This window comes from Pseudoalteromonas sp. SG44-1, from assembly GCF_014164315.1.
GTDB lineage: Bacteria > Pseudomonadota > Gammaproteobacteria > Enterobacterales > Alteromonadaceae > Pseudoalteromonas > Pseudoalteromonas rhizosphaerae.
The window spans coordinates 51,785-69,032 of the sequence record NZ_JACJEW010000002.1 but is presented as its reverse complement, the minus strand read 5'-3'; the positions used below and the strand labels follow the sequence as shown (position 1 = coordinate 69,032).

14 protein-coding genes are annotated in these 17,248 nt (G+C 40.9%); 8 read left to right on the top strand and 6 right to left on the bottom strand.

The genetic code is table 11. The features are described 5' to 3' along the window. Window positions 1-28: 28 nt before the first annotated feature. Window positions 29-2,431, bottom strand: coding sequence for a TonB-dependent receptor domain-containing protein (locus H5187_RS01355; RefSeq protein WP_182797473.1), 2,403 nt, complete (start codon window positions 2,429-2,431; stop codon window positions 29-31). Between the two features lie 149 nt (window positions 2,432-2,580). On the opposite strand from H5187_RS01355, the gene H5187_RS01350 reads away from it, so the two are divergent. Next, window positions 2,581-3,108, top strand: a complete 528-nt coding sequence (locus tag H5187_RS01350; RefSeq protein WP_182717449.1) for a YaeQ family protein — start codon at window positions 2,581-2,583, stop codon at window positions 3,106-3,108. 4 nt (window positions 3,109-3,112) lie between these two features. Here H5187_RS01350 and yfaE read toward each other — a convergent pair whose 3' ends face one another. The 5 genes from yfaE to ubiG all read right to left on the bottom strand — a co-directional run bounded on the left by yfaE (window position 3,113) and on the right by ubiG (window position 8,662). Beyond that, window positions 3,113-3,385, bottom strand: a complete 273-nt coding sequence (gene yfaE / locus H5187_RS01345) for a class I ribonucleotide reductase maintenance protein YfaE (RefSeq protein ID WP_145233207.1) — start codon at window positions 3,383-3,385, stop codon at window positions 3,113-3,115. After that, complete coding sequence (nrdB, locus tag H5187_RS01340) at window positions 3,385-4,515, bottom strand: class Ia ribonucleoside-diphosphate reductase subunit beta (RefSeq protein WP_145233209.1); 1,131 nt, start codon at window positions 4,513-4,515, stop codon at window positions 3,385-3,387. Before nrdB ends, yfaE begins: the two co-directional genes overlap by 1 nt. 69 nt (window positions 4,516-4,584) lie before the next feature. Beyond that, window positions 4,585-6,867 (bottom strand): class 1a ribonucleoside-diphosphate reductase subunit alpha, encoded by a 2,283-nt coding sequence (nrdA, locus tag H5187_RS01335; RefSeq protein WP_145233211.1) that lies wholly within the window; start codon window positions 6,865-6,867, stop codon window positions 4,585-4,587. A 401-nt stretch (window positions 6,868-7,268) separates the two neighbouring features. Continuing rightward, on the bottom strand, window positions 7,269-7,952 hold the full coding sequence (locus tag H5187_RS01330) for an HAD family hydrolase (protein ID WP_182740744.1): 684 nt from the start codon (window positions 7,950-7,952) through the stop codon (window positions 7,269-7,271). Beyond that, window positions 7,952-8,662 carry a bifunctional 2-polyprenyl-6-hydroxyphenol methylase/3-demethylubiquinol 3-O-methyltransferase UbiG gene (gene ubiG, locus H5187_RS01325; RefSeq protein WP_145233215.1) on the bottom strand — a complete coding sequence of 237 codons (711 nt, stop codon included), beginning with the start codon at window positions 8,660-8,662 and terminating at the stop codon, window positions 7,952-7,954. The genes H5187_RS01330 and ubiG overlap by 1 nt, the downstream gene beginning before the upstream one ends. 179 nt (window positions 8,663-8,841) lie before the next feature. Here ubiG and gyrA point away from each other — a divergent pair, with 179 nt between their 5' ends. The 7 genes from gyrA to H5187_RS01290 all read left to right on the top strand — a co-directional run bounded on the left by gyrA (window position 8,842) and on the right by H5187_RS01290 (window position 17,247). Then, window positions 8,842-11,541: a DNA topoisomerase (ATP-hydrolyzing) subunit A gene (gene gyrA / locus H5187_RS01320; RefSeq protein ID WP_182734225.1), complete on the top strand. Its 2,700-nt coding sequence runs from the start codon at window positions 8,842-8,844 to the stop codon at window positions 11,539-11,541. A gap of 114 nt (window positions 11,542-11,655) precedes the next feature. Continuing rightward, window positions 11,656-12,738, top strand: a complete 1,083-nt coding sequence (gene serC / locus H5187_RS01315) for a 3-phosphoserine/phosphohydroxythreonine transaminase (protein ID WP_182730601.1) — start codon at window positions 11,656-11,658, stop codon at window positions 12,736-12,738. Beyond that, on the top strand, window positions 12,738-14,015 hold the full coding sequence (aroA, locus tag H5187_RS01310; protein WP_182730600.1) for a 3-phosphoshikimate 1-carboxyvinyltransferase: 1,278 nt from the start codon (window positions 12,738-12,740) through the stop codon (window positions 14,013-14,015). Before serC ends, aroA begins: the two co-directional genes overlap by 1 nt. 107 nt (window positions 14,016-14,122) lie before the next feature. Beyond that, entirely contained in the window at window positions 14,123-14,833 is a 711-nt protein-coding gene (gene cmk, locus H5187_RS01305) for a (d)CMP kinase (protein ID WP_149982486.1), read from the top strand. A gap of 93 nt (window positions 14,834-14,926) precedes the next feature. After that, window positions 14,927-16,594, top strand: coding sequence for a 30S ribosomal protein S1 (gene rpsA / locus H5187_RS01300; RefSeq protein WP_029216020.1), 1,668 nt, complete (start codon window positions 14,927-14,929; stop codon window positions 16,592-16,594). A gap of 62 nt (window positions 16,595-16,656) precedes the next feature. Then, window positions 16,657-16,944: an integration host factor subunit beta gene (ihfB, locus tag H5187_RS01295; RefSeq protein WP_016707218.1), complete on the top strand. Its 288-nt coding sequence runs from the start codon at window positions 16,657-16,659 to the stop codon at window positions 16,942-16,944. A 21-nt stretch (window positions 16,945-16,965) separates the two neighbouring features. After that, the gene (locus tag H5187_RS01290) at window positions 16,966-17,247 is read left to right on the top strand and encodes a lipopolysaccharide assembly protein LapA domain-containing protein (protein ID WP_016707217.1); all 282 of its coding nucleotides are present in this window, start codon (window positions 16,966-16,968) and stop codon (window positions 17,245-17,247) included. Window position 17,248: the final 1 nt, after the last annotated feature.

Genomic DNA, 17,248 nt, shown 5'->3' with positions numbered 1-17,248 from the left:
GCGGCTTTTTTATGGTTATTTACTGAGTTCAGAAATAACCACGTAGACCAATTCTAAAGTTACGCCCGGGTAGTGGCGCTTCATCTTTAATAAATGAACTATGTACAAAACCCAGTTCATCCGTAATATTATCAACGTTGATATAAAACTGTGTATCTACCGGACCGACACTTAATTGGTAATTTGCTTGCGCATCAAACAGTGTATAGCTATCAGTTGCGGTTTCATAAGCCGTAATATCACGTTGTTCAAAGTAGTGTGTGCCAGTTAAGCTGAACTGCCAATCACTGATATTATACTGTAATTCTGAACCTAACTTATTTGCCGGAATACGCGGTAAATACCCTTCATCATCAGCAAGTTTTGCAGTGGTTGAGTCACCAAATACTTTTACCATCGCATTTGAATTTAATTGATAATGTGCGTCAAATTCAATGCCGTATAATTTCGCATCTTTACTGACAAATTGATAAACAGCCATACCATCATCGTGGCCAGGCTCTGCAGCTTCAAGGCCGTGCTCTTCATCAAACACTAACCCCGTGTTCTGCTGATAGTAAAAATTGGCAATGTCGTTATAGAAAAAGTTAACCGTATAACCAAAATCGCCACTAAAGCGTCTAAAGCCAAAATCAATATTGGTTGATGTTTCTTGTTTGATATTTTCAGGTTCGAAGTGAATTTCACCGTCTTCTATCGCGTAGCCTAAACCAAGCTCATAGGTGCCAGTTGCAATATGGACACCATTTGATAATAGCTCGGCTGATAACGGTGCGCGTTCAGAGTGTGACACGCTCAGCGCAATACTTTGTCCGGGTGTATATTGCCAAATAGCGCCTGCTGAAGCGCTCAGATTAGTAAAGCTTTTACTGTAAGGCGTTATTTCATTGGCGTGTTCATCAGTATGATCATCTTCATGGTCATGGTCATGGTCATGGTCATGCGCAGCAGCACCGACATTACTATCAATATTATAATCTTCAATACGCGCACCTAATTCTAATGTCACGTTGCCAAACTGTTTTTCTTCGAGGATAAATAATGCATGAGTAGTCGTTTTGCTCGCGGGTGTGAAGGCTTCTTCACCATCGGCATCATAATCAGAGTCACTAAAATGATAACCAGCCATACCATGCCAATTACCTAACTTATGCTCGATATTTAAACGTGCTTCAGTGGTTTCATTACTAAAGATAGTACCGATCGCGCCATCTTCAATTTCAGCATGGCGATAATCAGTATAACCTAGACGTAAATTAATAGTTTCAATCCAGTTGTTGTGTAATGCATAGCTCATCAAACCTTGCCAGCGATCTTGTTCTACACGCGCATAAACGGCTTCTTCTTCGCCTTCATCATGGTCGTGTTCGTGATCATGGCCATGTTCATGTTCATGGCTATGTGCTGGAATACCGTAGTCGGTTTCAATACGGCCATAAGAAACACCTAGCGTTAAATGCTCACCTACATAGCTGGTACCAAAGTTAACGGTTTGGCTATCAATAAAGGTATTTTTTACCGAGGTGGCTGTTTCATGCTCTTCTTCGTCATGACCCTCATGATCTTCGTGCTCTTCTTCAGGTAAGTTAAAACGCGGAGTTTGGTAGTCATCACCAGTGCGTTTGGTACCGTCAAAATGGAAGTTAAAGTTGTTATGGCCCGTCTCAAGCTTGGCAGCATAGGTGTTGGCATTTGAAACCGTGTCATGGCTGTATTCAACAGCCCCAGTTAACTGCTCGATATTATCAGTTGGAATGCGGTTATCTACTACGTTAACTACGCCACCAATCGCGCCTGAGCCATAAAGTAGCGTAGCTGGGCCACGCAAAACTTCAATCTGTTCTGCAGCTAGGCTGTCATTCGATGTTGCGTGATCTGGGCCAATACGTGACGCATCGCTGCTGTCTAAGCCATTTTGGGTGATTTTAACGCGAGGGCCATCTAGGCCACGGATTATAGGGCTAGATGAAACAGGGCCAAAATAGCTGGCATTAACACCCGGAAGGCCTTTGAGCGTTTCGCCTAACGTGGGTTTTGCTTTATTGCGCAGTTCATCACCACTGAGTACACTCACTGGTGAAATCATCTCTAAGCTATTTTTATGCAGGGCGGAGGCATACACAACGACAGATTCAACTGACGTAGGTACAAGCGTGATATTTAGAGCAGAACTGGTTTCAGTTACTTGAACTCTAGCATCAACAAAATTATTTTTACTAATATGTAATTGGCTATTAGCATCAATATTAATACTAAATCGGCCATTCTCGTCAGTTTTAATTGACTGTGCTTTACCGTGTACGTGCACATCGGCATAGCTGAGTGGTTGCTTGTTATTGTCAAAAACTTGCCCAGTTACCAGCGCAGCATGAGCAGAAAAAGAGCTTAAAGCAGTGATAATTGCAGTTGATATTAATGAATGTCGGATCATGGTTACTACGTTGTTGCTATTATGTTGTGATATAATATAACACCATCATTTGTGCTGATCAATAATGTTATACCATAACTTTAAAATAAACGTGCTTATATCAGATTGGGCTATACTCAATAGGAGTAACGGCGAGACTGGTGAATATTATGTCTGATAAAACACGTATTTTTAAAGCACGATTTAGCATAGCTGATCTGCGTCATCAGCGTAATCACAAAGAAATTTTTACCACAGCGTTGACTAAAAATGAAACACTGGAGCATTTTGTTTTAAAGCTGTTAGGCTATTGTATTTTATCTTATGACAGCCATGCAGTGCTTAATAAACTTGCTGATAAACTACAGCCAGATGTAGGAATTCAAGCGTTGGATGAACATTATAAAACCTGGTTAAGTGTTGATAAACCTGACCTTGATGAATTAGTTAAGATCGCTAAGCAAGTGGATGAATTATTAATATTAACAACGGGCAATAGTGAATGGTTAACGCAATCTCAGTCACGGTTAAAGTTATTTGATAATAGCCATATTATTGAGATTGACCAGCAGTTTATTGATGATATTCAGGTGGATTTAACCCGCAGTTTAAATTGGGATGTAACCATAGATGAAAGTAGTTTAATGATCAGTGATAAAATACATTGCTATGAAACAAAGCAGTTTGACTGGCATTAATAAATTACTTCAAATTGAGAGTGATATTGCCATCGGGTTTACAGCAGCACAGCAGTACTTCTCCATCACGTACAAAGGCGAGTGGTTCTTCGTTATAGGTGACTTGCCCTGCTACTAGGGTTGCTCTACAGGCACCACAATATCCTTCTCTACACTGAAAAGGAATTTCATATTGCTGTTGTTCTAGGCAGTCTAAAAGGGAATGACAGCCAGTGTCAAAATCTACACACTGGCTATTATCTGCAAAGTGGATCTTTGCAGTTTTGTTGCTGGTCATTAGAGATCGAAGTCACCGAAATCAGAGGCATTAACTTGAGAGTCAATTTGGCCTACAAGGTATGAGCTGATCTCCGCTTCTTGTGGAGCAACTTGTACATTGTCTGACACTAACCATGAATTGATCCATGGGATAGGGTTACTGCTGGTTTTAAACTGTGTTGGTAAACCAACAGCAGTCATACGAGCATTAGTAATGTACTCAACGTATTGGCATAAAATATCTTTGTTTAAGCCAATCATTGAACCATCTTTAAACAGGTATTCAGCCCATTCTTTTTCTTGTTCAGCAGCATCAACAAACATCTTGATCGCTTCATCACGACACTGGGCTGCTACGATAGCCATTTCAGGATCGTCTTTACCATCTTGCATAATATTCAAAATATGCTGAGTACCAGAAAGATGAAGCGCTTCATCACGGGCGATCAGCTTAATAATTTTAGCGTTACCTTCCATTAATTCTCGCTCTGCAAACGCAAATGAACAGGCAAAACTGACATAAAAACGGATCGCTTCTAAGATATTCACTGACATCATTGCAAGGTATAAAAGCTTTTTAAGTTCAAATAAACTGATATGAACTGTTTCGCCATTAAGTTCATGTTTACCTTCACCGTATAAGTTATACACAGCCACTTTATTAATTAATTCATCGTAATATTTAGTTACGGCATCAGCACGTTCACTGATCTTTTCGTTACTAACGATATCATCAAAAATAAGCTCAGGGGCTTGGGTAACGTTACGAATAATATGTGTATATGAACGGCTATGGATTGTTTCACTAAATGCCCATGTTTCAATCCAGGTCTCAAGTTCTGGGATCGACACAATTGGCAGTAACGCAACATTAGGCGAGCGACCTTGCACACTATCAAGTAAGGTTTGATATTTTAAGTTACTTAAAAATATATGTTTTTCGTGATCAGGTAAGGCCTGAAAATCTAACCGATCTTTACTTACATCGACTTCTTCAGGACGCCAAAAAAACGATAGTTGTTTTTCAATTAGCTTTTCGAAAATAGGGTACTTCTGTTGATCATAACGCGATACGTTAACGGTTTGGCCGAAAAACATCGGTTCTTGTAGTTGGTTATTATGGTTTCGGCTAAAAGTAGTATAAGACATAAGATCACTCAAAAAACGAACAGGGCAAAGCGGGCGTATAGCCCGCTTCCAATTTATATTTATTACCGATTAGATTTTACACGCACCGCCTGCACAATCATCATCTTCCACTTCTGGTGTATCTTCTTGCATATCAGATGCACCATCACGGGTGTTATGGTAGTAAAGGGTTTTAACGCCAAGTTTGTAAGCACCCAGTAAATCTTGTAATAAGACCTTCATTGGTACTTTACCACCTTCAAACTTATTTGGATCGTAGTTAGTATTGGCAGAAATTGTTTGGTCAACAAACTTTTGCATAATACCCACTAATTCTAAATAACCTTTATTTGATGGGATATCCCACAATAATTCATAATTATTTTTAAGGCGTTCATACTCAGGTACAACTTGTTTTAAAATACCATCTTTACTGGCTTTAACACTGATATGACCACGTGGTGGTTCAATACCATTAGTTGCATTTGAAATTTGCGACGATGTCTCAGATGGCATCAACGCAGATAACGTTGAGTTACGCATACCATGCTCTTTGATATTGGCACGTAATGTATCCCAATCTAAATGCAATGGTTCATCACAAATTTTATCCAAATCACGTTTGTACGTATCGGTTGGCATAATACCTTGCGAATACGTTGTTTCGTTAAATTTAGGACATGCACCACGTTCTTTAGCCAGTTCATTTGAGGCTTTCATTAGGTAATACTGAATTGCTTCAAATGTTTTGTGAGTCAATGCATTGGCACTGCCATCAGAATAACGTTTGCCATTTTTAGCAAGGTAATATGCGTAGTTGATTACGCCTATTCCGAGTGTACGACGGCCCATAGTTGCATTATGTGCTGCTGGCACCGGGTAGTCTTGGAAATCCAGTAAGTTATCAAGTGCACGTACCGCAAGTTCTGCAAGCTCTTCAAGTTCATCCAGTGACTCAATCGCACCTAAGTTAAAGGCCGACAGCGTACACAGTGCAATTTCACCTTCTTCATCATTAACATTGTTAAGTGGTTTAGTTGGCAATGCAATTTCTAAACATAAGTTAGATTGGCGAATTGGTGCCACTTTAGCAATGAACGGGCTGTGTGTATTACAGTGGTCAACGTTTTGTAAATAGATGCGGCCAGTGCTAGCACGCTCTTGTGCAAACATTGAAAACAGCTCAATAGCTTTAATACGTTTTTTACGAATTGACTCGTCTTGTTCATATTGTACGTAAAGACGATCAAATTCATCTTGATCTTCAAAAAATGCATCATATAAACCAGGCACATCAGACGGGCTGAATAATGTGATGTAATCATCTTTGATCAAACGTGAGTACATTAGTTTATTAAACTGTACACCGTAATCTAAATGACGAACGCGGTTATCATCAACACCACGGTTGTTTTTAAGCACTAATAAGTTTTCAACTTCTAGATGCCAAAGTGGATAGAACAGGGTTGCTGCGCCACCACGGACACCACCTTGCGAACAACTTTTAACAGCCGTTTGAAAGTGCTTATAAAACGGGATACAACCGGTGTGGTATGCTTCACCATTGCGAATAGGGCTACCTAGTGCGCGAATACGACCAGCATTAATACCAATACCTGCACGTTGCGATACGTATTTTACAATCGCTGATGAGGTTGCATTAATTGAATCTAGGCTGTCACCGCATTCAATCAGTACACATGAACTGAATTGACGCGTAGGGGTACGAACTCCCGCCATAATAGGCGTAGGTAATGAAATTTTGAACAATGACACCGCATCGTAAAAACGCTTTATGTAGTCTAAACGCGTTTCTTTTGGGTAATCAGAGAACAAGCTGGCTGCAACTAAAATATATAAAAACTGTGCGCTTTCATAAATTTCACCCGTAACACGGTTTTGTACTAAATATTTACCTTCAAGCTGTTTAACAGCAGCATAGCTGAAGTTTAAATCACGTCCATGATCAAGGTATTCATCCAGTTGATCAATTTCTTGCTCTGTGTAGTCAGCTAGTAAGTGTGCATCGTAACGCTTATCTTCAACTAACTTAACGATATGATCATACAAGCGCGGTGGCTCAAATTGACCATAGGCTTTTTTACGCAAATGGAATACAGCTAAGCGGGCTGATAAATATTGATAATCAGGCGACTCTTTAGAGATCTGATCAGCGGCCGCTTTGATGATGGTTTCATGGATGTCTTCAGTACGAATACCATCATAAAACTGGATGTGCGATTTCAGCTCAACTTGTGAGACAGACACATTATTTAGACCTTCGGCGGCCCAAGCAATAACGCGATGGATCTTATCTAAATCAAGTGACTCTTTACGGCCGTCACGTTTGCTTACAGATAGCTGTTGGTTCATAGTTTTGCCTGTATTCCTTGGGATATAATATTTTTTAGTGACACATTTTTCTGAAAATAAATTTTTTATTGCAATAAAACTGTATTAGCGCGAATTTAATTGAATAACATTTAGCCACAACATCTGGTGTTCATCAAATTCTAGATCACAAGATAGTGTGGTATGCGATCATTTGCAAGGGGCATAAACGCCCCTAATTGTGGATAACGTTGGGATAACATGCTTGTGTTAGTAGCCATTAACCTTTGACCATCTGATTAAAATGAAATTTATAAAAATCAACTGATGATCGATTAAATTTACGCATTTTAAAAATAAATTTTGGCTGCTTTTTTTATCAACAAACAATGTGCAAAAAGTAACACGATCACAATATGTAGTGGTTAAAATTTAACATGGCACTATATATGGTTAAATGCATCAATAGGTGATTGCCAATTAAAATCGGCTTGCCAACTCAATGCCTCAGCTTCACTAGGGATGTAGCCCCACAACGCAGCAGCGCTGTGCATGTTTGCAGCCTTGGCTGCAATTATGTCACGCTGCGCATCACCGATATACAAACAACGATTCGGATCAACATCTAACAGTTGGGCTGTATGCAGTAAAGGTAAAGGAGATGGTTTAGCGATATCGAGGGTGTCACCACTGACAATTGCTTGTGCATCTTTGAGTTCAGCAATTGCAGCAACTAATGGAATAGTCAAAAACTCAGGTTTATTAGTCATGATCCCCCATTTGATCTGTTGTTGATCAAGTGCGATTAATAATTGTGCAATTCCAGTAAAGCATTGACTATGGGTGGCAATATTATCTGCGTAGGCCGTTAATAGCTGCTGGCGTAAGTCAGCTTGATTTGGGTGATCGTGCCATTGCTGACCAAATCCAGCTGCAAGCAGCGCCATTGCACCGTTAGAAGCTGCAGGACGATATATATCAGCGGTTACTAATGGTTGGTTATGATCAGCGAGTACGTAATTTAGCGCAGCCCCTAAATCATCTGCGGTATCGAGTAATGTACCGTCTAAATCAAAAATAAAGGCGTCGTAATCAATTGCGGGGGTTGCTGTGTTAAAACCAGCCATTACGCTAGTTTCTCAAAATGCAGAATATAATTAACGCTTACATCGGTATTTAAGCTGTACTGCTTTGATAAAGGGTTATAACTCAATCCCGCACTAGCACGTACTTTGAGGCCTGCTTGTTCTGCCCATGCAATGAGTTGTGCTGGTTTGATAAACTTTTTGTGATCATGGGTTCCATCAGGCACCATCTTCAATAATTTTTCTGCCCCGATAATTGCGTACAAATATGCTTTTGGGGTTTTGTTTAATGTAGAGAAAAATACATCAGCACCAGGTTTCGCTAATTCTGCTACTGCATGAATGATAGATGCAGGGTCTGGCACATGCTCTAACATTTCCATACAAGTAATAGTATCAAAGCGGGCAGGGTGTTCGCTGGCATACTGTTCGGCAGGTATTTTTATATAGTCAACGTTTACACCGGTTTCTAAACTGTGCAGTTTCGCAACGGTTAACGGCTCTTGACCCATATCAATACCAGTCACATGTGCGCCCATTCGCGCCATACTTTCACTCAATATACCGCCACCACAGCCGACATCGAGTGTTTCTTTGTCGAATAAGCCTTTGGCCTTGTCGGCAATAAAATCTAATCTTAATGGATTAATTTCATGAAGGGGTTTAAATTCGCCTTCACGATCCCACCAACGCTCAGCGATGGCTTCAAACTTTGCAATTTCTGCACTATCTACATTTTGATGTTCGGTCATAAAAAACTTCCTCGTCAATCTCAGGCCATTATATAGGGGTAAATTAATAAATCGCAAAGATTTAGCGCCTGTAAATCTAAATTAATTGTGGTAGCATGACTTGGTAATAATAACTAAATCCCCGCAAGCGCCCATATGTGGCACTTTCGTGGGTCAATACTGAAGGAATGTGATATCAAATGACTGATTTCGCCAATGAAATTCTGCCAGTCAATATTGAAGACGAGTTAAAAAACTCCTATTTAGATTACGCAATGAGCGTAATAGTAGGACGAGCACTACCAGACGTACGTGATGGTTTAAAACCTGTTCACCGCCGCGTTTTGTTTGCTATGAACGAGCTTAATAATGATTGGAATAAGCCTTACAAAAAATCAGCCCGTGTGGTTGGTGATGTAATTGGTAAATACCATCCCCATGGCGACAGTGCGGTGTATGACACAATCGTACGTATGGCCCAGCCATTCTCTTTACGTTATATGTTAGTTGACGGCCAAGGTAACTTTGGTTCAGTTGATGGTGACTCAGCAGCAGCAATGCGTTATACCGAAGTCCGTATGGCGAAAATGTCTCATGAGCTTTTGGCTGATCTTGAAAAAGAGACTGTTGATTTTGTACCTAACTATGATGGTACAGAGCAAATTCCTGACGTATTACCGACCAAAGTTCCTAACTTATTAGTGAACGGTTCATCGGGTATTGCGGTAGGTATGGCGACAAACATTCCTCCTCATAACTTAACTGAAGTTGTGAATGGCTGTTTAGCACTTATTCAAAACCCTGAATTAACCATTCATGAACTAATGGATTATATTCCGGGCCCAGATTTTCCAACTGCGGCAATTATCAACGGTAAAAAAGGCATTGAACAAGCCTATTTAACTGGCCGTGGCAAAGTGTACATGCGTGCACGTGCGGAAATTGAAGTTGACGAAAAAACCCATCGTGAAACGATCATCGTTCACGAGATCCCTTATCAAGTAAATAAAGCCCGCTTAATCGAAAAGATTGCTGAGCTTGTTAAAGATAAGAAGATTGAAGGCATTAGTGCATTACGTGATGAATCAGATAAAGACGGTATGCGTATCGTTATCGAGATCAAACGTGGTGACGTAGGCGAAGTGATCTTAAACAACCTTTATGCACAAACTCAGTTACAAACTGTGTTTGGTATGAACATGGTTGCGTTGATCAATAACCAGCCTAAGTGTTTCAACTTAAAAGAAATGCTTGAAGAATTCATCATTCACCGCCGTGAAGTAGTGACCCGTCGTACGGTATTTGACCTACGTAAAGCCCGCGATCGTGCACACATGCTTGAAGGCTTAGCAATTGCACTTGCTAACATTGACCCAATTATCGAGCTTATTCGTAACTCACCAACGCCAGCTGAAGCTAAAGTAGCACTTGCTAGCCGTCCGTGGGAATTAGGTAATGTGAAAGCCATGCTTGAAAAAGCCGGTGAAGCAAATGTTGCCCGTCCAGATTGGTTAGCGGATGACTTAGGCATTCGTGATGGTCAGTATTATATTTCTGAGCAACAAGCCCAAGCAATTCTAGATTTACGCTTACACAAGCTTACTGGTCTTGAACATGAAAAGATTCTAAGCGAATACCAAACGTTATTAGATTTAATTGCCGAGCTTTTATATATTCTTGCTAATCCTGAGCGTTTAATGGAAGTTATCCGCGATGAGTTAGTTGAAATTAAAGAGCAATACGGCGACGAACGTCGTACTGAAATTAATGCCGCGGCTCATGATATTAGTCTTGAAGACTTGATCACTGAAGAAGACGTGGTAGTAACCCTATCTCACGAAGGGTATGTGAAGTATCAGCCATTGTCTGATTACGAAGCACAGCGCCGTGGTGGTAAAGGTAAATCAGCAACCAAGATGAAAGATGAAGATTTCATTGAACGTCTACTAGTTGCTAATACTCACGACACGATTCTTTGTTTCTCAACGGCGGGTCGCTTATATTGGCTTAAAGTGTATCAATTACCACTTGCCAGTCGTGCAGCCCGTGGTAAGCCAATTGTAAACTTATTGCCGCTTGAAGCAGACGAACGTATTACGGCTATCTTGCCAGTACGTGAGTATGAAGAAAATAAATACATCTTTATGGCAACTGCATTTGGTACCGTGAAGAAAACACCATTGACTGCGTATAGCCGTCAACGTGCTAGCGGTATTATTGCCGTTAATTTAAATGACGGTGATAGCTTGATTGGTGTAGATATCACTGATGGTAGCAACGAAATCATGTTGTTTACTGATGCTGGTAAAGTTGTTCGCTTTAAAGAAGCAGAAGAATCACCTGTTTTAGATGAAAATGGCAACCCAGTACTTGATGAAAACGGTAACCCGGAAATCAAGTTCAAGGGTGTTCGTCAGATGGGCCGAACTGCAACAGGTGTTCGTGGTATTAAGATGCCTGAAGGGCAACGTGTTGTATCATTAATTGTACCTAAGACGAATGGTGCTATCTTAACCGTGACAGAAAACGGCTACGGTAAGCGTACATTGCTCAGTGACTACCCTGCTAAGAGTCGTGCGACTCAAGGTGTGGTATCAATCAAAGTAAGTGAGCGTAACGGTGCTGTAGTTGGTGCTGTACAAGTTGACGATAACGATGAAATCATGATTATCTCTAATCGAGGTACTCTGGTGCGAACTCGCGTTAATGAAGTTTCTACCGTTGGGCGAAATACCCAAGGTGTTATTTTGATAAGAACTATTGACGAAGAGCAAGTAGTTGGTTTACAACGTATCGAAGAGATCGAAATCGATGAGCTTAACGCTATTATCGAAGGTGAAAGCGTTGAACTAGTCGACACTGTTAATGATGACGCTGGGGATAATCCTCCAGAGGCATAACATTAATCATTAAAGCGGCTTCGGCCGCTTTTTTTTACTATAAAAATCAAAAAAATTAATTGTTAAAATTAGCAATTAAAAACAATTGTTAAATTACTGGAATGAGGAAAGGTAATGAGTATATATAATTTTTGTGCTGGGCCTGCAATGTTACCGCCAGCTGTGATGGAAAAAGCACAAAAAGAATTTCTTGATTGGCAAGATTTAGGTGTATCGGTGATGGAGATCAGTCACCGTAGTAAAGAATTTTTAGCATTAACGGCACAATGTGAAGCAAGCTTACGCCGGTTAATGAATATCAGCGATGAATTTGAAGTGCTGTTTATGCATGGCGGTGGTCGAGGCCAATTTGCTGCAGTGCCACTGAACCTGCACCAAGCAGGTAAAGACGCCGTATATTGTGAAAATGGTGTGTGGTCTAAAGGTGCGGTTGACGAAGCGGTTAAATTTACTACCGTCACTGAGCTTGATGTCCGTAATGACACAAATGAGCAATTTTCTATCAAACCAGTTAGTGAGTGGCAATTTCCAGCCGATCCTTCATACATCCACTATTGCCCAAATGAAACCATTGATGGCATTGAAGTGTTTGATGTACCAAGTCACCCAACAGCGCCGATCGTTGCAGACATGTCATCAACTATTTTATCGCGTGAGTTTGATGTTGATCAGTTTGATTTAATTTACGCTGGTGCACAAAAGAATATTGGTCCATCAGGCCTTGCCATTGTGATCATTCGTAAAACGTTGCTTGAGCGTGAAGGGGTTGCAAAGCCAGGTATATTTGATTACGCACTCGAAGTAAAACAAGGCAGCATGTATAACACGCCACCTACGTTTGCTTGGTATTTAGCGGCAGAAGTATTTGACTGGCTTGAGCAAAACGGTGGTGTTAAAGCCATGGAACAGCAAAATATAGCAAAAGCCGAACTGCTGTATGGCTTTATTGATGAATCACCGTTTTATAGTAATAAGGTTGCTAAGCATTGTCGTTCACGTATGAATGTGCCTTTTTGGCTCAATGATGAAAGCTTAAATGCACAGTTTTTAGCTCAAGCAAAAGAAGCTGGCTTACTTGCACTTGAAGGTCACCGTATTGTTGGCGGTATGCGTGCGAGTATTTACAACGCCATGCCACTTGCCGGTGTACAAGCGTTAGTTGACTTTATGGCGAAATTTGCCAAGGAGCACAGTTAATGGAGCAGTTACGCTTAGAGCCAATCAATCTAGTAAATGGCAGTGTTACCTTACCTGGCTCAAAAAGTTTATCAAATCGTATTTTATTGTTAGCGGCACTTGCGCAAGGCACAACGGTTGTAGAAAACTTATTAGACAGTGATGATATTCGTCATATGCTTGGTGCATTAAAATTATTGGGCGTTGATGTCAGTCTTAATGATGATAAAACTGTAGCCACTGTAAAAGGTGTTGGCGGGCAGTTTTTAACTCCAGCTGAGCCACTGTTTTTAGGTAATGCAGGCACCGCGTATCGCCCACTGACAGCGGTATTAGCCGCTGTGAAGGGAAACTATGAACTAATTGGCGAGCCACGTATGGAGGAACGTCCAATTGGTCACCTAGTTGATGCATTACAAGCGCTCGGTGGGGATGTTAGTTATTTAAAAAATAAAGACTATCCGCCACTTAAAATTGTTGGTGGGCAAATTAATGGCGGCAACGTTGCAATTGATGGCAGTATTTCGAGCCAATTTCTCACTGCATTATTAATGGCAGCGCCGTTATTTAATGGCGATACGTGCATTACAATTAAGGGGACGTTGGTATCTAAACCGTATATTGATATTACCTTAGATGTAATGGCTCGCTTTGGCATATCGGTAACTCACGATAACTATAAAACCTTTACTGTAAAAGGTGCGCAGCAATACCAAGCTGTTGAGCGTATTATGGTTGAAGGGGATGCATCAAGTGCATCTTACTTTGTCGCTGCGGCGGCAATTGCCGGTGGTGAAATAGAGATCAAAGGTGTAGGTGCAAAATCTGTGCAAGGCGATATTGGCTTTGCAAAAGTGATGGAGCAGGTCGGTGCTAAAATAGATTGGTATGACGAGCGCTTAGTGGTACGTAAAGGCGAATTAAAAGGTGTTGATATCGATGCCAATGCTATTCCTGATGCGGCGATGACCCTTGCGACAGTGGCGTTATTTGCAGATGGTCCAACCGCTATTCGTAATATCTATAACTGGCGCGTAAAAGAAACTGATCGCTTACATGCAATGGCGACAGAGCTGCGTAAAGTGGGCGCTGAGGTAGTTGAAGGTGAAGATTTCATCGAAATAACACCGCCAAAACACTTTAACGATGTGGCGATTGATACCTATGACGACCACCGTATAGCGATGTGTTTTGCCATGGTAGCGGTAGGCGGCAAGCCAATAACTATCAATGATCCTAAGTGTACATACAAGACATTTCCAACATTTTTCAATGTACTAGCATCGGTTAGTCAATAAATGACTAAAGTTGAAATATAAAAAGTTACATACAAAAAGCGGATATATTTAATTAAGTAACGTATAATGTCGCAGTTTTATTTTGGTGTGCATTGCAGGAGGTTTAAATGCAGGCGTTATTAATGCCCGTGATCACCGTTGATGGCCCAAGTGGTTCAGGTAAAGGAACTGTTTGTCGCTTGTTAGCCGATAAATTAGGGTGGGATGTATTGGATAGTGGCGCGATTTATCGCGTATTAGCACTAGCAGCACTTCATCACCAAATTGCACTAGACAACGAAGAGGCATTGGTGCCTTTAGCTGCTAACTTAGATGTGCAGTTTTTAGTTGATAGTCAAACTAACGCTGGAAAGGTTATTCTGGAAGGTGAAGATGTATCAACAACAATTCGAAATGAAGAAGTAGGAGCTGCCGCTTCAAAAGTAGCAGCCTTACCGCGCGTTAGAGAAGCATTATTACGGCGCCAACGTGCATTTCGAACTGAAAATGGGCTAATAGCCGATGGCCGCGATATGGGCACTGTGGTGTTCCAAGATGCTCCATTAAAAATTTATTTAACCGCTAGTGCAGAAGAACGCGCGCGCCGACGTTTTGTTGAGTTGAATGAACGCGGTCTTGATGTTACACTAAGTGGTCTATTAGAAGATATTCAAGCACGTGATGACCGCGATATGAATCGTGCTGTTGCGCCGCTTGTACCAGCTGACGATGCTATTGAACTCGATACTAGCGAGCTTAATGCACAGCAAGTGTTTGATAAAGTTATGACTTTATTAGATGCAGCGATCGTCGAAGGTAAACTTCCAAAGCGACGATAAACTATTTATGCGCCAGCAGGATGCCAGTGCTATTTTAACAACCCCATGCAGCATGGTTGCTTATTGGTAATAATATATGAGACGTATATTCGTATGTCAGAAAATTTTGCGCAGTTATTTGAAGAAAGCTTAAAGGGTTTTGAAGCAGAGCAAGGCTCTATCGTTAAAGGTACAGTTATCTCTATCGAGAACAACATTGTACTTGTAGATGCTGGTCTTAAATCAGAAAGTGCTATCCCTGCAGAGCAGTTCAAAAATGCTGCTGGTGAACTAGAAGTTGCTGTTGGCGACGAAGTAGATGTTGCACTAGATGCAATTGAAGACGGTTTCGGTGAAACTATCCTTTCTCGTGAGAAAGCGAAGCGTCACGAAGCGTGGATCCGTCTTGAGAAAGCATGTGAAGAGCAAGAGACTGTTACTGGTGTTATCAACGGTAAAGTTAAAGGCGGTTTCACTGTTGAAGTTGATTCAATCCGTGCTTTCCTACCTGGTTCACTTGTTGATGTTCGTCCAGTACGTGACACAACTCACCTTGAAGGCAAAGAGCTTGAATTTAAAGTAATCAAGCTTGATCAAAAACGTAACAACGTTGTTGTTTCACGTCGTGCAGTTATCGAATCTGAAAACTCACAAGAACGTGAAGAGCTTCTTGCTAACCTTGTTGAAGGTCAAGAAGTTAAAGGTATCGTTAAGAACCTTACTGACTACGGTGCATTCGTTGACCTTGGTGGTGTTGATGGTCTACTACACATTACTGATATGGCGTGGAAGCGTGTTAAGCACCCTTCAGAAATCGTTAATGTTGGCGACGAAATCGCAGTTAAAGTTCTTAAATTCGACAAAGATAAAACTCGTGTATCTCTAGGCCTTAAACAGCTTGGTGAAGATCCATGGGCAGCTATCGCTGGTCGTTACCCAGAAGGTTCTAAACTTTCTGGTCGTGTAACTAACCTTACAGATTACGGTTGCTTCGTAGAAATCGAAGAAGGCGTAGAAGGTCTAGTACACGTTTCTGAAATGGATTGGACTAACAAGAACATCCATCCTTCTAAAGTTGTTAGCTTAGGCGACACTGTTGAAGTTATGGTTCTTGAAATCGACGAAGAACGTCGTCGTATTTCACTTGGTCTTAAGCAATGTATTGCTAATCCTTGGCAAGAATTTGCTCGTCTACAAAACAAAGGCGATCAAGTTACTGGTAAGATCAAATCAATCACTGACTTCGGTATCTTTATCGGTCTTGACGGTGGTATTGACGGTCTTGTACACCTTTCAGACATTTCTTGGAATACACCTGGCGAAGACGCTGTACGTGAATTCAAGAAAGGCGACGAAATCACTGCTATCGTATTGCAAGTTGACCCAGAGCGTGAACGTATCTCTCTAGGTGTTAAGCAAATCGAAGCTGACCCATTCAATAACTACCTTGATGCAAACAAAAAAGGTGCTATTGTTAAAGGTAAAGTGACAGAAGTTGATGCGAAAGGCGCAACTGTTGAACTTATCGAAGGCGTTGAAGGTTACATCCGTGTAGCTGATATCGCTCAAGAGCGCGTTGAAGATGCAACTACTGTTGTTTCTGTAGGCGACGAAATTGAAGTGAAATATGTTGGTGTTGATCGTAAGAACCGCACTTTAAGCCTTTCAGTTAAAGCTCTTTTCGAAGCAGAAGAGAAAGAAGTACTAGAAAAGCTTAAGAAAGAAGAGCCAGTGTTCGAAAACGCAATGGCAGCTGCATTCGCAAATGCACAAAAAGACTAATTAATCAGTCTTAATTGGAAGGGCAGTGTTGCCCTTCCTTTATCTCTTTTTAAGGAAACGTTATGACTAAGTCAGAATTGATAGAACAATTAGCCGAGCAACACGCGCATGTACCTGTGAAAGATGTTGAGAATGCTGTTAAAGAAATTCTTGAACAAATGGCCGGCTCATTATCAAGCTCAGATCGTATTGAAATCCGTGGCTTTGGTAGTTTCTCATTACACTTTCGTTCACCTCGCACAGGTCGTAATCCAAAGACTGGCGACACGGTTGAGTTAGAAGGTAAGCACGTACCACATTTTAAACCAGGCAAAGAGTTACGAGATCGCGTAAACGCGAGCATTGCCTAGTTACTTAGTTGGAGTAGTTACTTGTTTAGGGTATTAAAAATTATCCTGGTAGCAATATGCTTAATTTTTGCATTTGTACTTGGTTCGCAAAATCCACAGTTAGTGCAAATAAATTATATTATTGCCAGCAATACTTTACCCCTCGCAATGATAATAAGTATCTGCTTTGCTTTAGGTGTCGCAATTGGTTGTTTTATTAGCTTTAAATTGTTTTCGCAATTAAAGTGGCAAAACTATCGTTTGAAAAAAAAATTAGCGCCTGAAAAAGATAATAATAAGCTTGTTGCTAATAAAGACACCTAAC

Coding starts and splice junctions, on each gene's coding strand:
- H5187_RS01355 (WP_182797473.1), bottom strand. CDS start 2,431: ATGATCCGACATTCATTAATATCAACTGCAATTATCACTGCTTTAAGC.
- H5187_RS01350 (WP_182717449.1), top strand. CDS start 2,581: ATGTCTGATAAAACACGTATTTTTAAAGCACGATTTAGCATAGCTGAT.
- yfaE (WP_145233207.1), bottom strand. CDS start 3,385: ATGACCAGCAACAAAACTGCAAAGATCCACTTTGCAGATAATAGCCAG.
- nrdB (WP_145233209.1), bottom strand. CDS start 4,515: ATGTCTTATACTACTTTTAGCCGAAACCATAATAACCAACTACAAGAA.
- nrdA (WP_145233211.1), bottom strand. CDS start 6,867: ATGAACCAACAGCTATCTGTAAGCAAACGTGACGGCCGTAAAGAGTCA.
- H5187_RS01330 (WP_182740744.1), bottom strand. CDS start 7,952: ATGGCTGGTTTTAACACAGCAACCCCCGCAATTGATTACGACGCCTTT.
- ubiG (WP_145233215.1), bottom strand. CDS start 8,662: ATGACCGAACATCAAAATGTAGATAGTGCAGAAATTGCAAAGTTTGAA.
- gyrA (WP_182734225.1), top strand. CDS start 8,842: ATGACTGATTTCGCCAATGAAATTCTGCCAGTCAATATTGAAGACGAG.
- serC (WP_182730601.1), top strand. CDS start 11,656: ATGAGTATATATAATTTTTGTGCTGGGCCTGCAATGTTACCGCCAGCT.
- aroA (WP_182730600.1), top strand. CDS start 12,738: ATGGAGCAGTTACGCTTAGAGCCAATCAATCTAGTAAATGGCAGTGTT.
- cmk (WP_149982486.1), top strand. CDS start 14,123: ATGCAGGCGTTATTAATGCCCGTGATCACCGTTGATGGCCCAAGTGGT.
- rpsA (WP_029216020.1), top strand. CDS start 14,927: ATGTCAGAAAATTTTGCGCAGTTATTTGAAGAAAGCTTAAAGGGTTTT.
- ihfB (WP_016707218.1), top strand. CDS start 16,657: ATGACTAAGTCAGAATTGATAGAACAATTAGCCGAGCAACACGCGCAT.